This window comes from Variovorax sp. CF313 (genome assembly GCF_000282635.1).
Taxonomy (GTDB): domain Bacteria; phylum Pseudomonadota; class Gammaproteobacteria; order Burkholderiales; family Burkholderiaceae_C; genus Variovorax.
The window spans coordinates 1-16,040 of the sequence record NZ_AKIW01000060.1 but is presented as its reverse complement, the minus strand read 5'-3'; the positions used below and the strand labels follow the sequence as shown (position 1 = coordinate 16,040).

Here is a 16,040-nt window from a genome sequence, read left to right as displayed (position 1 = left end):
ATGACCGACCAACTCATTATTTTCGACACCACCCTGCGCGATGGGGAGCAGTCGCCCGGCGCCTCGATGACGCGCGATGAAAAGATGCGCATCGCCAAGCTGCTGGAGCGGCTGAAGGTCGACGTCATCGAAGCCGGCTTTCCCGCCAGCTCGAACGGCGACTTCGAGGCCGTAAAGGCGATTGCCAATGCGATCAAGGACTCGACGGTGTGCGGCCTTTCGCGCGCCAACGACCGCGACATCGCGCGCGCGGCCGAGGCCCTCAAGGGCGCGGCCCGCGGGCGCATCCACACCTTCATCGCGACCTCGCCGCTTCACATGGAGAAGAAGCTGCGCATGTCGCCCGACGAAGTGCATGAGCAGGCCAAGCTGGCCGTGCGTTTCGCGCGCAACCAGCTGGCGGACGTGGAGTTCAGCCCCGAAGACGGCTATCGCAGCGACCCGGACTTCCTGTGCCGGGTGCTCGAAACCGTGATCAACGAAGGTGCCACCACCATCAACGTGCCGGACACTGTCGGCTACGCCGTTCCCGAGCTCTACGGCAACTTCATCAAGATGCTGCGCGAGCGCATTCCCAACAGCGACAAGGCGATCTGGTCGGTGCACTGCCACAACGACCTCGGCATGGCCGTGGCGAATTCGCTGGCGGGCGTGAAGATTGGCGGCGCGCGCCAGGTGGAATGCACCATCAACGGGCTGGGCGAGCGCGCGGGCAACTGCTCGCTCGAGGAAGTGGTCATGGCGGTGAAGACCCGCAAGGATTATTTCGGGCTCGACCTGCGCATCGACACGCAGCACATCGTGGCCGCGAGCCGCATGGTCAGCCAGACCACCGGCTTCGTGGTGCAGCCCAACAAGGCGGTGGTGGGGGCCAACGCCTTCGCGCACGCCTCGGGCATTCACCAGGACGGCGTGCTCAAGGCGCGCGACACCTACGAGATCATGCGCGCCGAGGACGTGGGATGGGCGGCCAACAAGATCGTGCTTGGCAAGCTCAGCGGCCGCAACGCCTTCAAGCAGCGACTGCAGGAGCTGGGCGTGGCCATGGAAAGCGAGGGCGACATCAATGCCGCGTTCCTCCGGTTCAAGGAGCTGGCCGACCGCAAGTCGGAAATTTTCGACGAGGACATCCTCGCGCTCGTCAGCGCGGAAGAGGTGTCGAACGTTGGTGAGCAGTTTGCTTTCGTTTCTCTCTCCCAGCACAGCGAAACCGGCGAGCGCCCCCAGGCGAAGGTCGTGTTCACCGTCCAGGGCAAGGAAGTCACCGGCGAATCCGACGGGAATGGCCCGGTTGATGCTTCCCTGAAAGCCATCGAGTCGCACGTCAAGAGCGGCGCCGAAATGGTTCTTTACTCTGTCAATGCCATCAGTGGCTCGACGGAAAGCCAAGGGGAGGTTACAGTTCGGTTACAAAACGCAGGGCGGGTGGTCAACGGTGTGGGTGCAGACCCGGACATCGTGGTCGCTTCGGCAAAGGCTTATTTGAGCGCGCTCAACAAGTTACAGAGCCAAGCTGAGAGAGTTGCGGCACAGGGTTAGGTTTTAGGCGGTCCTTGATTTTCGATTGAAGAAGAGGACGCAAGTAACTGATATTGCGTGCCTTTTTTGATTTCGATACACTGCGGTCCTCGTTTGTCGCCGCTGGAGATTTATAAATGTCTGAAGCCCGTCTCCGCCGAGTTTCCAGCCAGCGGTTTCTACCCGCACTCAAAATGCTCGCCGTTGCGCTGTGCGCCGCGGCGTTTTTGCTGCCTGGCGCCCAGGCCGCGAAGAAAGAAAAGCCTGTCGCCAAAGCCGCCGTCGCCAAGAAGGCGAAGGGGCCGGTGCCGGTCGAGGTCAAGCGCAGCGCATCGTCCAAGACGGCGCGTGCCGGACGGGCCGAGAACAACGAAAAAGCGGACAAGGTGGTTCGTGGCGGCCGCAATGTCGTGGCCACCATCCGCAAGAGGAACGGCAAGACTGTAGTGGCCGTGCAGCGCCGCTCGGTGGTTCGCGTCACAGAGGCGCCGCGCCAATCTTTCGGCCAGATGGCCGGCCTGCATGGCACCGAGGACGTGCTCGACCTGAAGTCGAGCGTCGCGCTGGTCGTCGACCAGGACACGCACGAAGTGCTGTTCAGCAAGAACGACCATGCCGTGCTGCCGATTGCATCGCTCACCAAGCTCATGACCGGCCTGCTCATCAGCGAGGCCCATCTGCCGAACGACGAACTCATCACCATCACGCAGGATGACGTCGACACCGAAAAGCGCAGCAGTTCGCGCCTGACGGTCGGCACCACGCTCTCGCGCGGCGAACTGCTCCACCTGGCGCTGATGTCGAGCGAAAACCGCGCCGCGCATGCGCTGGGCCGCACCTACCCGGGTGGCCTGACGACCTTCGTGAGCATCATGAATGCCAAGGCCAAGATGCTCGGCATGAAGGACACGCGCTACGTGGAGCCCACCGGCCTGTCGAGCCGCAATCAGTCGAGCGCGCAAGACCTGGCGCTGCTGGTTAATGCTGCCTACTCCGATGCCACGGTGCGTTCCCTGTCCACTTCGCCTGAGTACCAGGTCGAGGTCGGCAACCGCGTGCTGCAGTTCAACACGACCAACCGCCTCGTGAAGAGCCCCGATTGGGAAATCGGCGTGCAGAAGACCGGCTACATCTCCGAAGCCGGCCAGTGCCTCGTGATGCAGGCCCGGGTGGCCGGGCGCAAGCTGATCATGGTGTTCCTGGATTCGGCCGGCAAGTTCAGCCGCATCGCCGACGCCGAGCGGGTTCGCCGCTGGGTGGAGGCCACCCATGCCAACGGGACCCCAGCCGCTTCTTCGCGCAATACCAGCTACCAGGTGGCCGGCTGATCGATTCGCAACAGTCCGCCGGACCACAATGAAAACAGGCCCTTCGCAGGGCCTGTTTGCTTTTGAGGCAGGCCTTCTTCTTCGGGTCAGCCTGCCGGCGGGGTGCTGCTGCTTGCGGACGAGGGCGTGACGGCCATCCCGTCCTTGAAGCCCAGCGCGCCCGAGATTTCATTGGCCGTGGCCTGCAGCTTGGGCAGCCAGCCTTCGTCCAGCCGGTCGGCCGGCGCCGAGATCGACAGGCCCGCCACCAGCTTGCCCTGATCGTCGTAGATGCCGGCAGCCATGCAGCGCACGCCCAGTTCCAGTTCCTCGTTGTCGCGGGCGATGCCGTACTGGCGCGCCTTCGACAGCTCACGCTCCAGCGCCGGCAATTGGGTGATGCTGTTGCGCGTGTGGCCCGCCAGGCCCGTGCGCGTGGCATAGCTGCGCACCCGCTGCGGATCGTCCGCCGCCAGGAACAGCTTGCCCGTCGAGGTCAGGTGCAGGGCGGCCCGTCCGCCGATGGCCCGCACCACCTGCATGCCCGAGCGCTCGCTGTAGGAGCGCTCGATGTACACGATTTCGTCGCCCTGGCGCATGCTGAGGTTGACGGGCTGCTGCGTCAGCTTGTGCAACTCGCGCATCGGGCCGAGTGCTGCATCGCGCACGTTGAGCCGGCCCTTCACCAGGTTGCCCAGTTCCAGCAGGCGCATGCCCAGCCGGTAGCTTCCGGCTTCGGGCCGGTCGACGAAGCGGCCGACCGCCAGGTCGTTGAGGATACGGTGCGTGGTCGAGGGATGAAGCCCGGTCTTTTCGCTGATTTCCTTCAGCGAAATCGCCTCCTCGCGGGATGCCAGGACATCGATCAGCGCGAACATGCGCTCGATCACCTGGATCACGGGAACGGCGGGAATGTCGGATTGGTTTTTTCTCATGGCGCTCTGCGGTGATGACCGGGCGCCATTTTACCTTGTGAAATCGCCCGGCGCCTGCCAGTGTCCATCCACCAATACTTCGTGCGGGGAGAAACGCGCCTTGTAGCTCATTTTCGGGCTGTGTTCGATCCAGTACCCGAGGTAGACGTGCGGCAGCCCCAGCTTGCGGGCCTGCTCGATCTGCCAGAGCACGCTGTAGGTGCCGTAGCCGGTGGAGATTGCCCCCACGCTCGACCCTTCGTGTTCTCGCTGCCCCCCCTGGGGGCCGTCCGCTTGCTCGAGACGGCCCGGCGCGGCGCGGGTATCGGGCTCGTAGAAGGTGTAGACGGCCGAGATGCCGTCGTTCAGCACGTCGAGGATGGACACCATCCTGAGCGCGCCCGCACTGCCGTCGGGCAGCGTTTCGCGGAACTCCACCAGCCGGGAGTTCACACGGCTCTGCAGCAGGAACTGGGTGTACTGGTCGATGCTGTCGTGGTCCATGCCGCCGCCCGCGTGGCGGCCGGTCTGGTAGCGCAGATAGAGCTGGTAGTGCTCGGGCATGAAGCACAGCTTGAGCACGCGCGCCTGCAGGCCGGCATGCTGTTTGAGCGCGCGGCGCTGGCTGCGCGTGGGCCGGAAACTGTTGGCCAGCACCCGCAGCGGAATGCATGCCCGGCAGCCGTCGCAATAGGGGCGGTAGGTGAACATGCCGCTGCGCCGGAAGCCGCTGAGCACCAGGTCTGAATAGGCGTCGTTGTGGATCAGGTGGCTGGGCGTGGCCACCTGCGAGCGGGCCTGCCGGTCCGGCAGATAGCTGCAGGGGTAGGGCGCCGTTGCGTAGAACTGCAGCGTGTGAAGCGGAAGGTCCTTGAGGTGCGTCACGTCGGTGAAAGAGGTCGCGCGGAAAGGAGTTCGGACCAGTATACGGGGTCGAATCGCCAGCGTGGGCCCTCCTGTTGCCGTACCCGCGCCACGTGTGCGACGAAGCGTTTGCGCGCCATCTCGTGGGCGCCGAGGCTCGCGAGATGGGAGGTGTTCTGCTGGCAGTCGATCATCTGGACGCCGGCATGCCGGCACAGCGCCACGAGCGCGGCCAGTGCGATCTTCGAGGCGTCCGGCCGGCGGGTGAACATCGACTCGCCGAACACCGCGCGGCCCAGGGCTACGCAGTAGAGTCCGCCCGCGAGCTTGCCGTCGATCCAGGTCTCGACGCTGTGGGCATGGCCGGCGTCGTGCAAATCCGTATAGGCCCTGACCATGTCCGGCACGATCCATGTGCCCGACTGGCCGACGCGCGGCGAGGTCGAACAGGCCTTGATGACGGCCGCGAAGTCATGGTCGATGCGCACCTCGCATCCAGGTGTCTCCATGAAGCGCAACAGCGTCTTGCGCAGCGACCGGTGCAGCTTGAACTCCGCCACCTGCAGCACCATGCGGGGGTCCGGGCTCCACCACAGAATCGGCTGGTCTTCGCTGAACCAGGGGAAGACGCAGTTGCCATAGGCCTGCATCAAAGTATCGACATTGAGCGCCCCACCGGCCGCCAGCAGCCCGGGGACGGGGTCGGCCACGCCCCAGGCAGAGGCGGGGTCGGGCAGGGCGTCTCCGGGTTCGAGCCAAGGCAGTTGTCGCATGGGCATAGGTATACACGGCTTCGCGAAACCGAATCCAGCCGGGTGAAAATCGCACGCCGCTGACGCGCCACAAGGTTCGGCCCTCACGCTGCGGCACCACAAAACCCGCCGAAAACCCTATAGTCCACAGCTTGCAATCGCAGCTTCCACAAGCAGATCAGGCAGGCCCGCGCACACGCCGGGGATGAGCACAAGAGGACCATGTTGACCACTGAACCCAATCCCACGCGCTTCGGCAGCGGCCAGGCGGTGCGCCGCCTCGAGGACGAAAGCCTGCTGTCAGGCGCCGGACGCTACACCGACGACGTCACGCTTCCCGAGCAGGCGCATCTCGTCTTCCTGCGATCCTCCTATCCGCACGCGCGCATCCTCTCCATCGACACCAGCGCCGCCGCCGCCATGCCCGGCGTGCTGCGCGTGATTACCGGTGCCGCGATGGCCGAGGCCGGCGTCAAGCCCCTGCCGGGCGCCGCGGGCTTCAAGCGGGCGGACGGCAGCGACAGCGCCAGCCCGCCGCGCTATGCCATCGCGCACGAGCGCGCACGCTTCGTCGGTGAAGTCGTGGCCGCCGTGGTGGCCGATACGGTGCAGCAGGCCCGCGATGCCGCCGAGGCCATCATGGTCGACTACGAAGACCTGCCCATGGTGGTCGACCTCGAGAGTGCCACCGCCAGCGATGCACCGCTGTTGTGCGAAGAAGCGTCGGGCAACATCGCCGCCGAAATGCGCCACGGCAGCAGCGAGGCCGCGACCGCGGCCTTCGCCAAGGCCGCCCATGTGGTGGCGCTCGACGTGCACAACCAGCGTGTGGTCGCCCTGACGATCGAGCCGCGTTCCGTGCTGGCGGCGCGCGACCCCGAAACCGGCCGCCTCACGATCCGCATGAGCACGCAGATGCCCTCCGGCGTACGCGATTCCGTCTGTGCCGCCATCGGCCTTCCAAAGGAAAAGGTGCGCGTGGTGGTTGGCGACGTCGGTGGCGGCTTCGGCATGAAGACCGGTGCCTACCCTGAAGACATTGCGGTCGCCTTCGCCGCACTGCAGGTGGACCGGCCGGTGAAGTGGGTGGCCGAGCGCAGCGAGGAGTTCCTGTCGAGCGCGCACGGGCGCGACATCGAGGCGCGCGCCGAAATGGCGCTCGACGCCGACGGCAAGATCCTGGCCCTGCGCATCAAGACGCTGGCCAACGTGGGCGCCTACGCCACTGGCACCGGCGTCGCGATCCAGCTGCTGATCGGCCCCTGGGTGCAGACCAGCGTCTACGACATCCAGACCATCGACTTCCATTTCAAGGCGGTGCTCACCAACACTGCGCCCACCGGCGCCTATCGTGGAGCAGGGCGCCCCGAGGCCATCTTCACCATCGAGCGGCTGATGGACGAGGCCGCGCGCCAGACCGGCATCGACCGCATCGCGCTGCGCCGCCGCAATTTCATCCGCCCCGAGCAGATGCCGTACAAGAACCCGATGGCGCAGACCTACGACACCGGCAACTTCGAGTCGGTGATGGACCAGGCGCTGACGCTCGCCGACTGGGAGGGCTTCGAGACCCGCGCGGCCAACTCGGCCAGCAAGGGCAGGCACCGCGGCCTGGGCATCGCCACCTTCCTCGAATGGACAGGCGGCAATGTGTTCGAGGAGCGTGTCACGGTCTCGGTGCAGGCCGATGGCGTGATCGAGGTGTTTTCCGCCGTCAACGCCATGGGGCAGGGCATTGCCACTTCGCTTGCGCAACTCGCGGTCGATGCCTTCGGCGTGCCCATCGAGAAAGTGCGCGTGGTGCTCGGCGATACCGACCGCGGCGATGGCTTCGGCAGCGCCGGTTCTCGCTCGCTGTTCACCGGCGGTTCGGCCGTGCGCGTCGGTGCCGAGCGCACCATCGACAAGGCGCGCGAGCTCGCCGCGCAGGAGTTCGAGGCCTCCATCGACGACATCGTCTACAGCCGCGGCGTCTTCAACGTGGCCGGCACCGACCTCGAACTCGACCTCTTTGCGCTTGCCGCCAAGCAGCCCGAGCGAGAGATCTTCGTCGACTCCACCAGCACCGTGGCCGGCCCGACCTGGCCCAACGGCTGCCACATCTGCGAGATCGAGATCGATCCGCCTACCGGCGAAATCAGCGTGGTGGCCTACAGCTCGGTCAACGACGTGGGCCGGGTCATCAACCCGATGATCGTGCGCGGCCAACTCGAGGGCGGCGCGGTGCAGGGTATCGGGCAGGCGCTGTACGAGCAGGTGGTGTACGACAACGAAACCGGCCAGCCCGTCACCGGTAGCCTGATGGACTACGCGGCCCCGCGCGCCGACATCGTCGGCACGATGTTCCAGATGGAGATGGACGAATCGACGCCGTGCAAGAACAACCCGCTGGGCGTGAAGGGCGTGGGCGAGCTCGGCACCATCGGCGCCACGCCGGCCATCGTCAATGCGGTGGCCGATGCCTTTGCACGCAATGGCCTCGCCACGCGCGCGCCGCGCCTGCACATGCCGCTGAGCCCGGCGCGCGTGTGGCAGGCCATGCAGACCATCGACTGAGCATTGCGGTGCGGTGGACCTGAAAGGCGCAAGCCATGCTCGTCACCACCGAACTGCAGACCGACCCGATCCGCGTCGCCAGCTACCGCTGCGACGCGGGGCCCGATGCGCAGCCCTTCGCCGAACTGCATGAAGGCTACTCGGTCTCGTATGTGCGCAAGGGCAGCTTCGGCTACCGCACGCGCGGCCAAGCCTACGAACTGGTCGCCGGATCGGTGCTGGTCGGCTGCCCGGGCGACGAGTACGTCTGCACGCACGACCACCATGTCTGCGGCGACGAGTGCCTGGCCTTCCACCTGTCGCCGGGCTTTGTCGACTTGATCGGCGGCGACCGGAAGACCTGGCGCACCGGCGGATTGCCGCCCCTGGCCGAACTCGTGGTGATCGGCGAACTCGCGCAGGCCGCGGCCGATGGGCACAGCGACGTGGGCCTGGACGAACTCGGCATGTGGTTCGCGAGCCGCTTCGTCGAAGTCGTGTCCGACCGAGCCAAGCCCGGCCCTGCGTCCATGGCCATACCACGCGACCGCCGCCGCGCGGTCGATGCCGCGATGTGGATCGACGCGCATTCGCAGCACGACATCGGCCTCGATGGCGCCGCCGCCGAAACCGGCTTGAGTTCGTTCCACTTCCTGCGGCTCTTCTCTCAGGTACTGGGCGTCACACCGCACCAGTACCTCGTGCGCTCGCGCCTGCGGCATGCCGCGCGCCTGCTGGCCGACGACGACAGCCGGCCCGTGACCGAGGTGGCGCTCGACGTGGGCTTTGCCGACCTCAGCAACTTCGTGCGCACCTTCCGCCGCGCTGCCGGCGTGTCGCCGGGGGGCTTTCGCAAGGCGGCCCGGGGCGACCGCAGGATTTTCCAAGACCGCATCGCCGCGCTCCTCGATGATGACCGCCTGATCAACCCCTGAAGCGAGGTTTGCCATGGCCACGGTCTACAAGGAATTCATCGTCGAGGCGGATGCGGCCCGGGTATGGGATGCGCTGCGCGACTTCGAGGCGGTGCACACGCGGCTGGCACCGGGTTTTCTCACCGGCTGCACGATCGACGCCGAAGGCGCCCGCATTCTCACTTTCGCCAACGGCCTTGTCGCGCGCGAAATGCTGGTCGGCATCGACGACGCCCATCGGCGGCTGGCCTACACCGTCACCGGCGGGCAGGCCGCCCATCACCATGCTTCCGCGCAGGTTTTCACCGAGGGAGAAGGCCGTTCTCGCTTCGTCTGGATCACCGACGTGCTGCCCGACGCCATGGCGGCCTACATCGAGCCGATGATGGCGCAGGGTGGGGTGGCCATGAAGGCCGCGCTCGAGGGCCGCTCCGCTTCGGCGGCCGCCTAGAAGTCTTCGAGCGGCAGGCCGACGTAGTTCTCCGCCAGCGAGGTAGAGGCGGCGGTCGAGTGCACGAGGTAGTCGAGTTCGGCCTCCTGGATCTTCTGGCCGAAGGCGCCCGTCTCCGGAAAGCGATGCATCAGCGAGGTGAACCACCACGAGAAGCGCTCGGCCTTCCAGACGCGACGCAGGCACAGGTCCGAGTAGCGATCCAGTGCCGAGGCCGACTTCTCTGCGTAGAAGATCTCGAACGCGCGCGACAGGTAACCCACGTCGGCAGTCGCAAGGTTCAGCCCCTTGGCACCGGTAGGCGGCACGATGTGCGCTGCATCGCCCGCGAGGAACAGCGAACCGAAGCGCATCGGCTCGGCGACGAAGCTGCGCAAGGGCGCAATGCTTTTCTCGAGCGAAGGCCCCGTCACCAAATGCGCGCGAGCTTCGGGATCGAGGCGCGCGCGCAGTTCGTTCCAGAAGGCTTCGTCGCTCCAGTTTTCCACGCGCTCTTCGGTCGGCACCTGCACGTAGTAGCGGCTGCGCGTGGCGCTGCGCATGCTGCACAGCGCGAAGCCGCGTTCGGTGTTGGCATAGATCAGTTCGTGCGACACCGGCGGCACGTCGGCCAGCACGCCGAGCCAGCCGAAGGGATAGATCTTCTCGTAGGTCTGGATCGCATCCGCCGGCACGCTCGCGCGGCTCACGCCGTGGTAGCCGTCGCAGCCGGCGATGAAGTCGCATTCGATCTCGTGCGTCCGGCCGTCCTTCTCGTAGCGCACGCGCGGCTTGCCCGAATCGAAGTCGTGCAGGCTCACGTTCGCGGCGCTGTAGATCGTCGTGAGGCCTTCCGCGGTGCGCGCTTCCATCAGGTCGCGCGTCACCTCGGTCTGGCCGTACACCGTCACCTGCTTGCCACCCGTGAGGCTGTGCATGTCGATGCGGTGGCGCGCGCCCTTGAACAGCAGTTCGATGCCTTCGTGCGGGAGCCCCTCGGTCTTGGCACGGCTGTCGACACCCGCGCGGGCCAGCAGGTCCATCGTGACCTGCTCCAGCACGCCGGCGCGGATGCGGCCCAGCACGTAGTCGCCGCTCTGGCGCTCGACGATGATGTTGTCGATACCTGCCTTGTGCAGGAGCTGCCCGAGCAGTAGGCCGGCTGGGCCGGCGCCGATGATCGCGACTTGTGTGCGCATGTTCGTGTCTCCGAGAGGGTTTCGTGGAGCGTAGGGCGCACTCGGCGGTCTGTGGGGACGCTGCGCGAGGCTCTGTGCGATCATGCGAATGCGTGCGCGATGATCGCGCAACAACTCGACCACAGACGACGAATGACCATCGCCAGAGCCGACTTCATCGAGGGCATCGCCAAGGGAATGGCGGTGCTCGAAAGCTTCGACACCGAACGCCAGCGCCTCAATGCCACGCTGGCCGCCGAGCGCGCCGGCCTCACGCGTGCCGCGGCCCGCCGGCACCTGCTGACGCTGGCCCACCTGGGCTACCTGGAAACCGATGGCAGCTATTTCTGGATGGCGCCGAAGGTGCTGCGCTTCTCGGGCAGCTACCTCGCTTCGTCGCGGCTGCCACGCGCGCTGCAGCCCACGCTGAACCGGCTGGCGGCGCAGACCGGGGAGTCCTTCTCGGCCGTGGTGCTCGACGGCGAAGAGGCGGTCATCGTTGCGCGCAGCGGCAGCTACGGCACGCCGACGCGCGTGCTGGCCTACGGCCTGCACCTCGGTGCGCGGCTGCCTGCGCATGCCACCTCCACCGGCCGCGTCCTGCTGGCGGCGATGGCGCCGACCCAGTTCACGCAGTGGCTCAAGGGCCGCCACCTGGCACGGCTCACGCCCCACACCGTGACGCAGGCGCGGGGCCTGCGGCAGCTGGTGGCGCAGGTGCGCAAGAACGACTATTGCTTTGCCAGCGAAGAGCACGAACTCGGCGTGCAGGCGCTGGCGGTGCCGCTGCGCGACATGCAGGGCCACACAGTGGCCGCGCTCAACGTGGTGCTGTCCGGCACCCGCTACCAGGAAGAGACGCTGCAGCGCGAGATGCTGCCGCTGCTGTTCGAGGCGGCGCGCGAAGTCCGCTCGCTCCTCTGATCTGAACTTTCGGCGCCGCCGCGGCCTCGAATCCCGAGAACGGACACACCCATGCGACTCCTCCTCCTCGAAGACGACGTGATGATTGGCGAAGCCGTGCTCGACCTGCTGCGCGCAGAGCAGTACGCGGTGGACTGGGTGAAAGACGGCGAGGCCGCCGAGTCGGCCCTGCGCACCCAGCAATACGACCTCGTGATGCTCGACCTCGGCGTGCCGCGCCGCGACGGCCTCGAGGTGCTGCGCAACCTGCGCACGCGCAAGCAGCGCATGCCCGTGCTGATCGCCACCGCGCGCGACTCGGTGCAGCAGCGCATCGAAGGCCTGGATGCTGGCGCCGACGACTACGTGCTCAAGCCCTACGACCTCGACGAGCTGCTGGCTCGCATCCGCGCCTTGCTGCGCCGCGCGGCCGGGCGCGCCGAGCCGGTGTACGAGCACATGGGCGTGAGCATCAATCCCGCGACGCGGGAGGTGACGGTGGCGGGCCAGCCGGTGGTTTTGTCTGCGCGCGAGTGGGCGGTGCTGGAGCCCTTGCTGGCGCGGCCCGGCATGGTCCTGTCGCGCGCTCAGCTCGAGGAAAAGCTCTATAGCTGGAAGGACGAGATCAGCAGCAACGCGGTCGAGGTCTACGTGCACGGCCTGCGCAAGAAGCTCGGTGCCGAACTCATCCGCAATGTGCGCGGCGTTGGCTACATGGTGCCGAAGCTGTGACTCGCCCCCAGGCTTCGCGCACTTCGTGTCGCTTCGCCTACCCCCGGCCGGGGGCGACGCCTGCGGCCCGGCTGAGCCGGTTCCATGTCGTCCCACGAACGGAGTGCGCATGAAAAAGGTTTGGAGCTCATTGACCGGCTCGCTGCGCGCACGGCTGCTTTGGTTCCTGCTGGTGGCGATCGTGCTCGCCGCGGGGGCGCAAGCGCTCGTCGCCTACCGCACGGTGCTGGCCGAGGCCGACGACATCTTCGATTACCACATGCAGCAGATGGCCCTCTCGCTGCGCGCCGGCCTGCCGCCGAGCGCGGCGGTGGGCGGCATCGGCACCGGTGAACAGAACTTCGATTTCGTCGTGCAGGTGTGGACCGCCGACGGCGTGCGCATCTTCGAGTCCGCGGAGGAGGCCGCACTGCCGCAGCTCGCGGTGCTGGGCTTCGCCGACGTGCATGCGCGCGGCACCACCTACCGCGTGTTCTCGATGCAGACGCGCGGACTGGTGATCCAGGTGGCGCAGGACATGGCGGCGCGGCGCCACATGGCCGGCACGCTGGCCCTGCGCACCATCGCACCGGTCGCGCTGATGGCGCCGCTGCTGATGCTGGTCGTCTGGTGGGTGGTGAGCCGTTCGCTCGCGCCGGTGGCGCGCGTGCGCAAGCAGGTGGCGTCGCGGCAGGCCGACGACCTGTCGCCGGTGAGCGAGGAGGGGTTGCCCGAGGAGGTGCGCCCGCTGGTGCAGGAGTTGAACCTGCTGTTCGACCGCGTGCGCCACGCCTTCGATGCGCAGAAGCACTTCGTCGCCGATGCCGCGCATGAGTTGCGCTCGCCCTTGGCCGCGCTGAAGCTGCAGGTGCAGGGCCTGCAGCGCGCGCCCGACGGTGCGTCGCGCGACCTGGCCGTGAGCCGCCTGGTGGCGGGCATCGATCGCGCGACACGGCTGGTCGAGCAGATGCTCGCGCTGGCGCGGCACGAGGCCAGCATGGCGGCCGGCGCGAAGCCGGAGCCGGTCGACCTGTCCGAGGTGGCGCGCCTCGCGGTATCCGACGCGGTGGCGGCGGCCCAGGCGCGCGGCATCGACATCGGCATCGCGCATGCCGATGCGGCCATGGTCGACGGCCAGCCCGAGGCCTTGCGCATGCTGCTGCGCAACCTGCTCGAGAACGCGATCAAGTACACACCGCTGGAGGGCCGCGTCGACATCGGCATCGCCCGGCAAGGCGACTCGGTCGAGCTCACCGTGGACGACAGCGGCCCGGGTCTGCCTCCGGCCGAGCGCGAGCGCGTGCTCGACCGTTTCTACCGCTCCGGTGAAACGCAGGCATCCGGCAGCGGCCTCGGACTGGCCATCGTCAAGTCGATTGCCGACCTGCATGGGGCAACGGTGGCACTCGACCAATCTCCGAGCCTGGGCGGCCTGCGGGTACGCGTCGTCTTCGCTCCTTCTCCCAGGGGGAGAGGGCTGGAACCGGGGGATGGACCCGGTTTAAGCGGCGCTTAAGTCGGGGGGGCGACATTCCTTTCATCGCATTGGCGTCCATACGCCCTGAAAGGAACCGACAAATGAACTCCCGTCTGACTTCGCCCCGCGCCCTGGTGATTGCCCTGGCGAGCGCGGGCGTGATCGGTGCCGTCGGTGCCGGTGCCTACACCAGTGCCCGTGCCGTGAGCGCGCCGACCACCAACGCCACCGCCGCGGCGCCCGCGGCCATGGTCACGCTGCCCGACTTCTCGACCATCACCTCGCGCGACGGCCCGGCCGTGGTCAACATCAGCGTGACGGGCACGATGAAGGCGTCCGACGACGAGGCGGCCGAGATGCAGGGCATCGACCCCGAAGACCCGATGTTCCAGTTCTTCCGCCGCTTCCAGGGCCAGATCAACCCGCGCGGCCAGCAGCAACAGCAGCGCGACGTGCCGGTGCGCGCCCAAGGCTCGGGCTTCATCGTCGACCCCAGCGGCATCATCATCACCAACGCCCACGTCGTGAAGGACGCGAAGGAGGTCACCGTCAAGCTGACCGACCGCCGCGAGTTCCGCGCCAAGGTACTCGGTGCCGACGCCAAGACCGACATCGCGGTGCTCAAGATCGATGCGAAGAGCCTGCCCGTGCTCGCGCTGGGCAACACCAAGGACCTGAAGGTCGGCGAATGGGTGCTGGCCATCGGCTCGCCCTTCGGCTTCGAGAACACCGTGACGGCCGGCGTGGTGAGCGCCAAGGGCCGCTCGCTGCCTGACGACAGCTACGTGCCCTTCATCCAGACCGACGTGGCCGTGAACCCCGGCAACTCCGGCGGTCCGCTGCTCAACACGCGCGGCGAGGTGGTCGGCATCAACTCGCAGATCTACAGCCGCAGCGGTGGCTACCAGGGCGTGTCGTTCGCGATCCCGATCGATGTGGCGATCCAGGTGAAGGACCAGATCGTCGCGACCGGCAAGGCCACGCACGGCCGGCTCGGCGTGGCGGTGCAGGAAGTGAACCAGGCCTTTGCCGATTCGTTCAAGCTCGACAAGCCCGAAGGCGCGCTGGTCTCGAACATCGAGAAGGGCGGCCCCGGCGACAAGGCGGGCCTGAAGGCTGGCGACGTGATCCGCAAGGTCGACGGCCAGGCCATCGTCTCTTCGGGCGACCTGCCCGCGGTGATCGGCCAGCAAGCGCCGGGCAAGAAGGTCGCGCTCGAAGTGTGGCGCCAGGGCGAACGCAAGGAACTGCAGGCCAAGCTGGGCGATGCGAGCGACAAGCCCGCCAAGGTCGCGAAGGCCGATGCCGACGTGGGACAGGGCAAGCTGGGCCTGGCGCTGCGTCAGCTGCAGCCGCAGGAAAAACGCCAGGCCTCGGTCGAGAACGGTCTTCTGATCGAGGATGTCGGCGGTCCTTCGGCGCAGGCCGGGGTGCAGGCGGGCGACGTGCTGCTGGCCATCAACGGCACGCCGGCGCAGAGCGTGGAGCAGGTGCGCGAGGTGGTGGCGAAGGCGACCAACAAGTCGGTGGCGCTGCTGATCCAGCGCGGTGAAGACAAGATCTTCGTGCCCGTGCGGATCGGGTGAGGCTCAAGAAAGCCAACCGAGATTGCGCAGCAGGCGGGCGGCCCTGGGGCTGCCCGTCCAACAACAACTGGTTCGAGTCGCCGGCCGAGACGCGCTACTTCTGAGCGAGGCAGATGGGCCGGCGATGCGCCCCTACTTGCGGCGGCGCTGCGCCGCAGCCGCTTCTGGCGCGGAGGTCTGCGAAGGCGCCGCACCGCCATCCACGCCCAACCGGCCACCGCCGCCGAGGCCCTGGCCGCGCACCGTCTGCGCCTTGTAGTTGCGCAGCGAACGCACCATCTGGTTGAAGGCGTCCATGAAGGCCGCGGCAATCACCTTGCCCTGCGCGGTGTTGGTGTAGCCGCCGAGGCCGCCGCCCGCGCTGCGGCCGGCCAGCGCGCCGAAGGCGCCGAAATCGGTCTTGGAGGCGCTGCCTTCGGAGGCCGCGACCTGCACGCCCGAGCGGTTGTCGATCAGTGTCAGCAGGGCGCTGGCTTCCTTGGTCTGCATGTTGCCGCCGATGGCCGCCAGTGCGCGGCCACGGCCGCCACCCACCAGCCCGCCCAGCGCCCCGCCGATGCCGCCCGCATCGCTGTTGCTGAACACGATCTCGGGCGACAGGCCGTAGTCGGAGGCCACCATTTGCCCACGACCGAAGTTGCTGCCGCCGCGCATTTCACCCGACTGCATCAGCGCGCGCTCGCGCGTCATCGCGTTCATGCCGGCCGCGCCGCGCTCGACCACGATGAAGCAGTTCGATTGCTGCACCAGCAGGCGCAGCAGGTTGGCCGTGGGCGGCAGGCGGTATTCGCCGGTAAGGATGGTGTACCAGCCCGCGCTCTGGTTTTCGATCAGCGAGACCGTGCCGAGCGGCGATTCGCAGCGCTCGAGCTGGCTGCTTTCGCCGGCGGTGGCGCTGCCTGCGGCGCTGCCGGTGGCCATGGTCTTGGCCGACTGGCTGCCCATCTGCAT

At 67.3% G+C, this 16,040-nt stretch carries 14 protein-coding genes; 9 read left to right on the top strand and 5 right to left on the bottom strand.

Going from position 1 to position 16,040, the window contains the following annotated elements; genetic code table 11:
* Nucleotides 1-1,539, top strand: a complete 1,539-nt coding sequence (locus PMI12_RS15655; RefSeq protein WP_007834227.1) for a 2-isopropylmalate synthase — start codon at nt 1-3, stop codon at nt 1,537-1,539.
* Nucleotides 1,540-1,655: 116 nt separating this feature from the next.
* Nucleotides 1,656-2,846: a serine hydrolase gene (locus PMI12_RS15650; RefSeq protein ID WP_007834226.1), complete on the top strand. Its 1,191-nt coding sequence runs from the start codon at nt 1,656-1,658 to the stop codon at nt 2,844-2,846.
* An 86-nt stretch (nt 2,847-2,932) separates the two neighbouring features.
* Here the strand turns inward: PMI12_RS15650 and PMI12_RS15645 are convergent, their stop codons facing one another.
* Genes PMI12_RS15645 through aat form a run of 3 tightly spaced genes read right to left on the bottom strand, consistent with a single transcriptional unit; the run spans nt 2,933 to nt 5,376 of the window.
* A complete protein-coding gene (locus PMI12_RS15645) occupies nt 2,933-3,760 on the bottom strand; it encodes an IclR family transcriptional regulator (protein WP_007834224.1) in 828 nt (275 codons plus the stop codon).
* Nucleotides 3,761-3,790: 30 nt separating this feature from the next.
* Nucleotides 3,791-4,624, bottom strand: a complete 834-nt coding sequence (locus PMI12_RS15640) for an arginyltransferase (protein WP_007834223.1) — start codon at nt 4,622-4,624, stop codon at nt 3,791-3,793.
* Nucleotides 4,621-5,376 carry a leucyl/phenylalanyl-tRNA--protein transferase gene (aat, locus tag PMI12_RS15635; RefSeq protein ID WP_007834222.1) on the bottom strand — a complete coding sequence of 252 codons (756 nt, stop codon included), beginning with the start codon at nt 5,374-5,376 and terminating at the stop codon, nt 4,621-4,623. Before aat ends, PMI12_RS15640 begins: the two co-directional genes overlap by 4 nt.
* Nucleotides 5,377-5,577: 201 nt before the next feature.
* Between aat and PMI12_RS15630 the strand changes: the two genes are divergently transcribed.
* From PMI12_RS15630 to PMI12_RS15620, 3 genes are read left to right on the top strand one after another with little or no spacing between them, the layout of a single operon-like run.
* Entirely contained in the window at nt 5,578-7,911 is a 2,334-nt protein-coding gene (locus PMI12_RS15630; protein ID WP_007834221.1) for a xanthine dehydrogenase family protein molybdopterin-binding subunit, read from the top strand.
* 35 nt (nt 7,912-7,946) lie between these two features.
* Nucleotides 7,947-8,825: an AraC family transcriptional regulator gene (locus PMI12_RS15625; protein WP_007834220.1), complete on the top strand. Its 879-nt coding sequence runs from the start codon at nt 7,947-7,949 to the stop codon at nt 8,823-8,825.
* A gap of 13 nt (nt 8,826-8,838) precedes the next feature.
* Nucleotides 8,839-9,255 carry an SRPBCC family protein gene (locus tag PMI12_RS15620; RefSeq protein ID WP_007834219.1) on the top strand — a complete coding sequence of 139 codons (417 nt, stop codon included), beginning with the start codon at nt 8,839-8,841 and terminating at the stop codon, nt 9,253-9,255.
* On the opposite strand, the gene pobA is transcribed toward PMI12_RS15620, so the two are convergent.
* The gene (pobA, locus tag PMI12_RS15615; RefSeq protein ID WP_007834217.1) at nt 9,252-10,433 is read right to left on the bottom strand and encodes a 4-hydroxybenzoate 3-monooxygenase; all 1,182 of its coding nucleotides are present in this window, start codon (nt 10,431-10,433) and stop codon (nt 9,252-9,254) included. The genes PMI12_RS15620 and pobA overlap by 4 nt on opposite strands.
* A 132-nt stretch (nt 10,434-10,565) precedes the next feature.
* Here pobA and PMI12_RS15610 point away from each other — a divergent pair, with 132 nt between their 5' ends.
* From PMI12_RS15610 to PMI12_RS15595, 4 genes are all read left to right on the top strand, one after another.
* Nucleotides 10,566-11,336, top strand: a complete 771-nt coding sequence (locus PMI12_RS15610; RefSeq protein WP_007834214.1) for an IclR family transcriptional regulator domain-containing protein — start codon at nt 10,566-10,568, stop codon at nt 11,334-11,336.
* A 51-nt stretch (nt 11,337-11,387) separates the two neighbouring features.
* Nucleotides 11,388-12,047, top strand: a complete 660-nt coding sequence (locus PMI12_RS15605) for a response regulator (RefSeq protein WP_007834212.1) — start codon at nt 11,388-11,390, stop codon at nt 12,045-12,047.
* Nucleotides 12,048-12,156: 109 nt separating this feature from the next.
* Nucleotides 12,157-13,542 carry an ATP-binding protein gene (locus PMI12_RS15600; RefSeq protein ID WP_007834210.1) on the top strand — a complete coding sequence of 462 codons (1,386 nt, stop codon included), beginning with the start codon at nt 12,157-12,159 and terminating at the stop codon, nt 13,540-13,542.
* A 62-nt stretch (nt 13,543-13,604) separates the two neighbouring features.
* Nucleotides 13,605-15,089 carry a DegQ family serine endoprotease gene (locus PMI12_RS15595; RefSeq protein ID WP_007834208.1) on the top strand — a complete coding sequence of 495 codons (1,485 nt, stop codon included), beginning with the start codon at nt 13,605-13,607 and terminating at the stop codon, nt 15,087-15,089.
* A gap of 132 nt (nt 15,090-15,221) precedes the next feature.
* Here PMI12_RS15595 and PMI12_RS15590 read toward each other — a convergent pair.
* A partial coding sequence (locus tag PMI12_RS15590) for a CsgG/HfaB family protein (RefSeq protein WP_007834206.1) occupies nt 15,222-16,040 on the bottom strand: 819 nt, incomplete at its 5' end.

Bases quoted from the DNA above. Each gene is read 5' to 3' on its own strand.
- PMI12_RS15645 (WP_007834224.1), bottom strand. From the start codon at position 3,760: ATGAGAAAAAACCAATCCGACATTCCCGCCGTTCCCGTGATCCAGGTG.
- PMI12_RS15630 (WP_007834221.1), top strand. From the start codon at position 5,578: ATGTTGACCACTGAACCCAATCCCACGCGCTTCGGCAGCGGCCAGGCG.
- PMI12_RS15655 (WP_007834227.1), top strand. From the start codon at position 1: ATGACCGACCAACTCATTATTTTCGACACCACCCTGCGCGATGGGGAG.
- PMI12_RS15625 (WP_007834220.1), top strand. From the start codon at position 7,947: ATGCTCGTCACCACCGAACTGCAGACCGACCCGATCCGCGTCGCCAGC.
- aat (WP_007834222.1), bottom strand. From the start codon at position 5,376: ATGCGACAACTGCCTTGGCTCGAACCCGGAGACGCCCTGCCCGACCCC.
- PMI12_RS15610 (WP_007834214.1), top strand. From the start codon at position 10,566: ATGACCATCGCCAGAGCCGACTTCATCGAGGGCATCGCCAAGGGAATG.
- PMI12_RS15620 (WP_007834219.1), top strand. From the start codon at position 8,839: ATGGCCACGGTCTACAAGGAATTCATCGTCGAGGCGGATGCGGCCCGG.
- PMI12_RS15595 (WP_007834208.1), top strand. From the start codon at position 13,605: ATGAACTCCCGTCTGACTTCGCCCCGCGCCCTGGTGATTGCCCTGGCG.
- pobA (WP_007834217.1), bottom strand. From the start codon at position 10,433: ATGCGCACACAAGTCGCGATCATCGGCGCCGGCCCAGCCGGCCTACTG.
- PMI12_RS15600 (WP_007834210.1), top strand. From the start codon at position 12,157: ATGAAAAAGGTTTGGAGCTCATTGACCGGCTCGCTGCGCGCACGGCTG.
- PMI12_RS15650 (WP_007834226.1), top strand. From the start codon at position 1,656: ATGTCTGAAGCCCGTCTCCGCCGAGTTTCCAGCCAGCGGTTTCTACCC.
- PMI12_RS15605 (WP_007834212.1), top strand. From the start codon at position 11,388: ATGCGACTCCTCCTCCTCGAAGACGACGTGATGATTGGCGAAGCCGTG.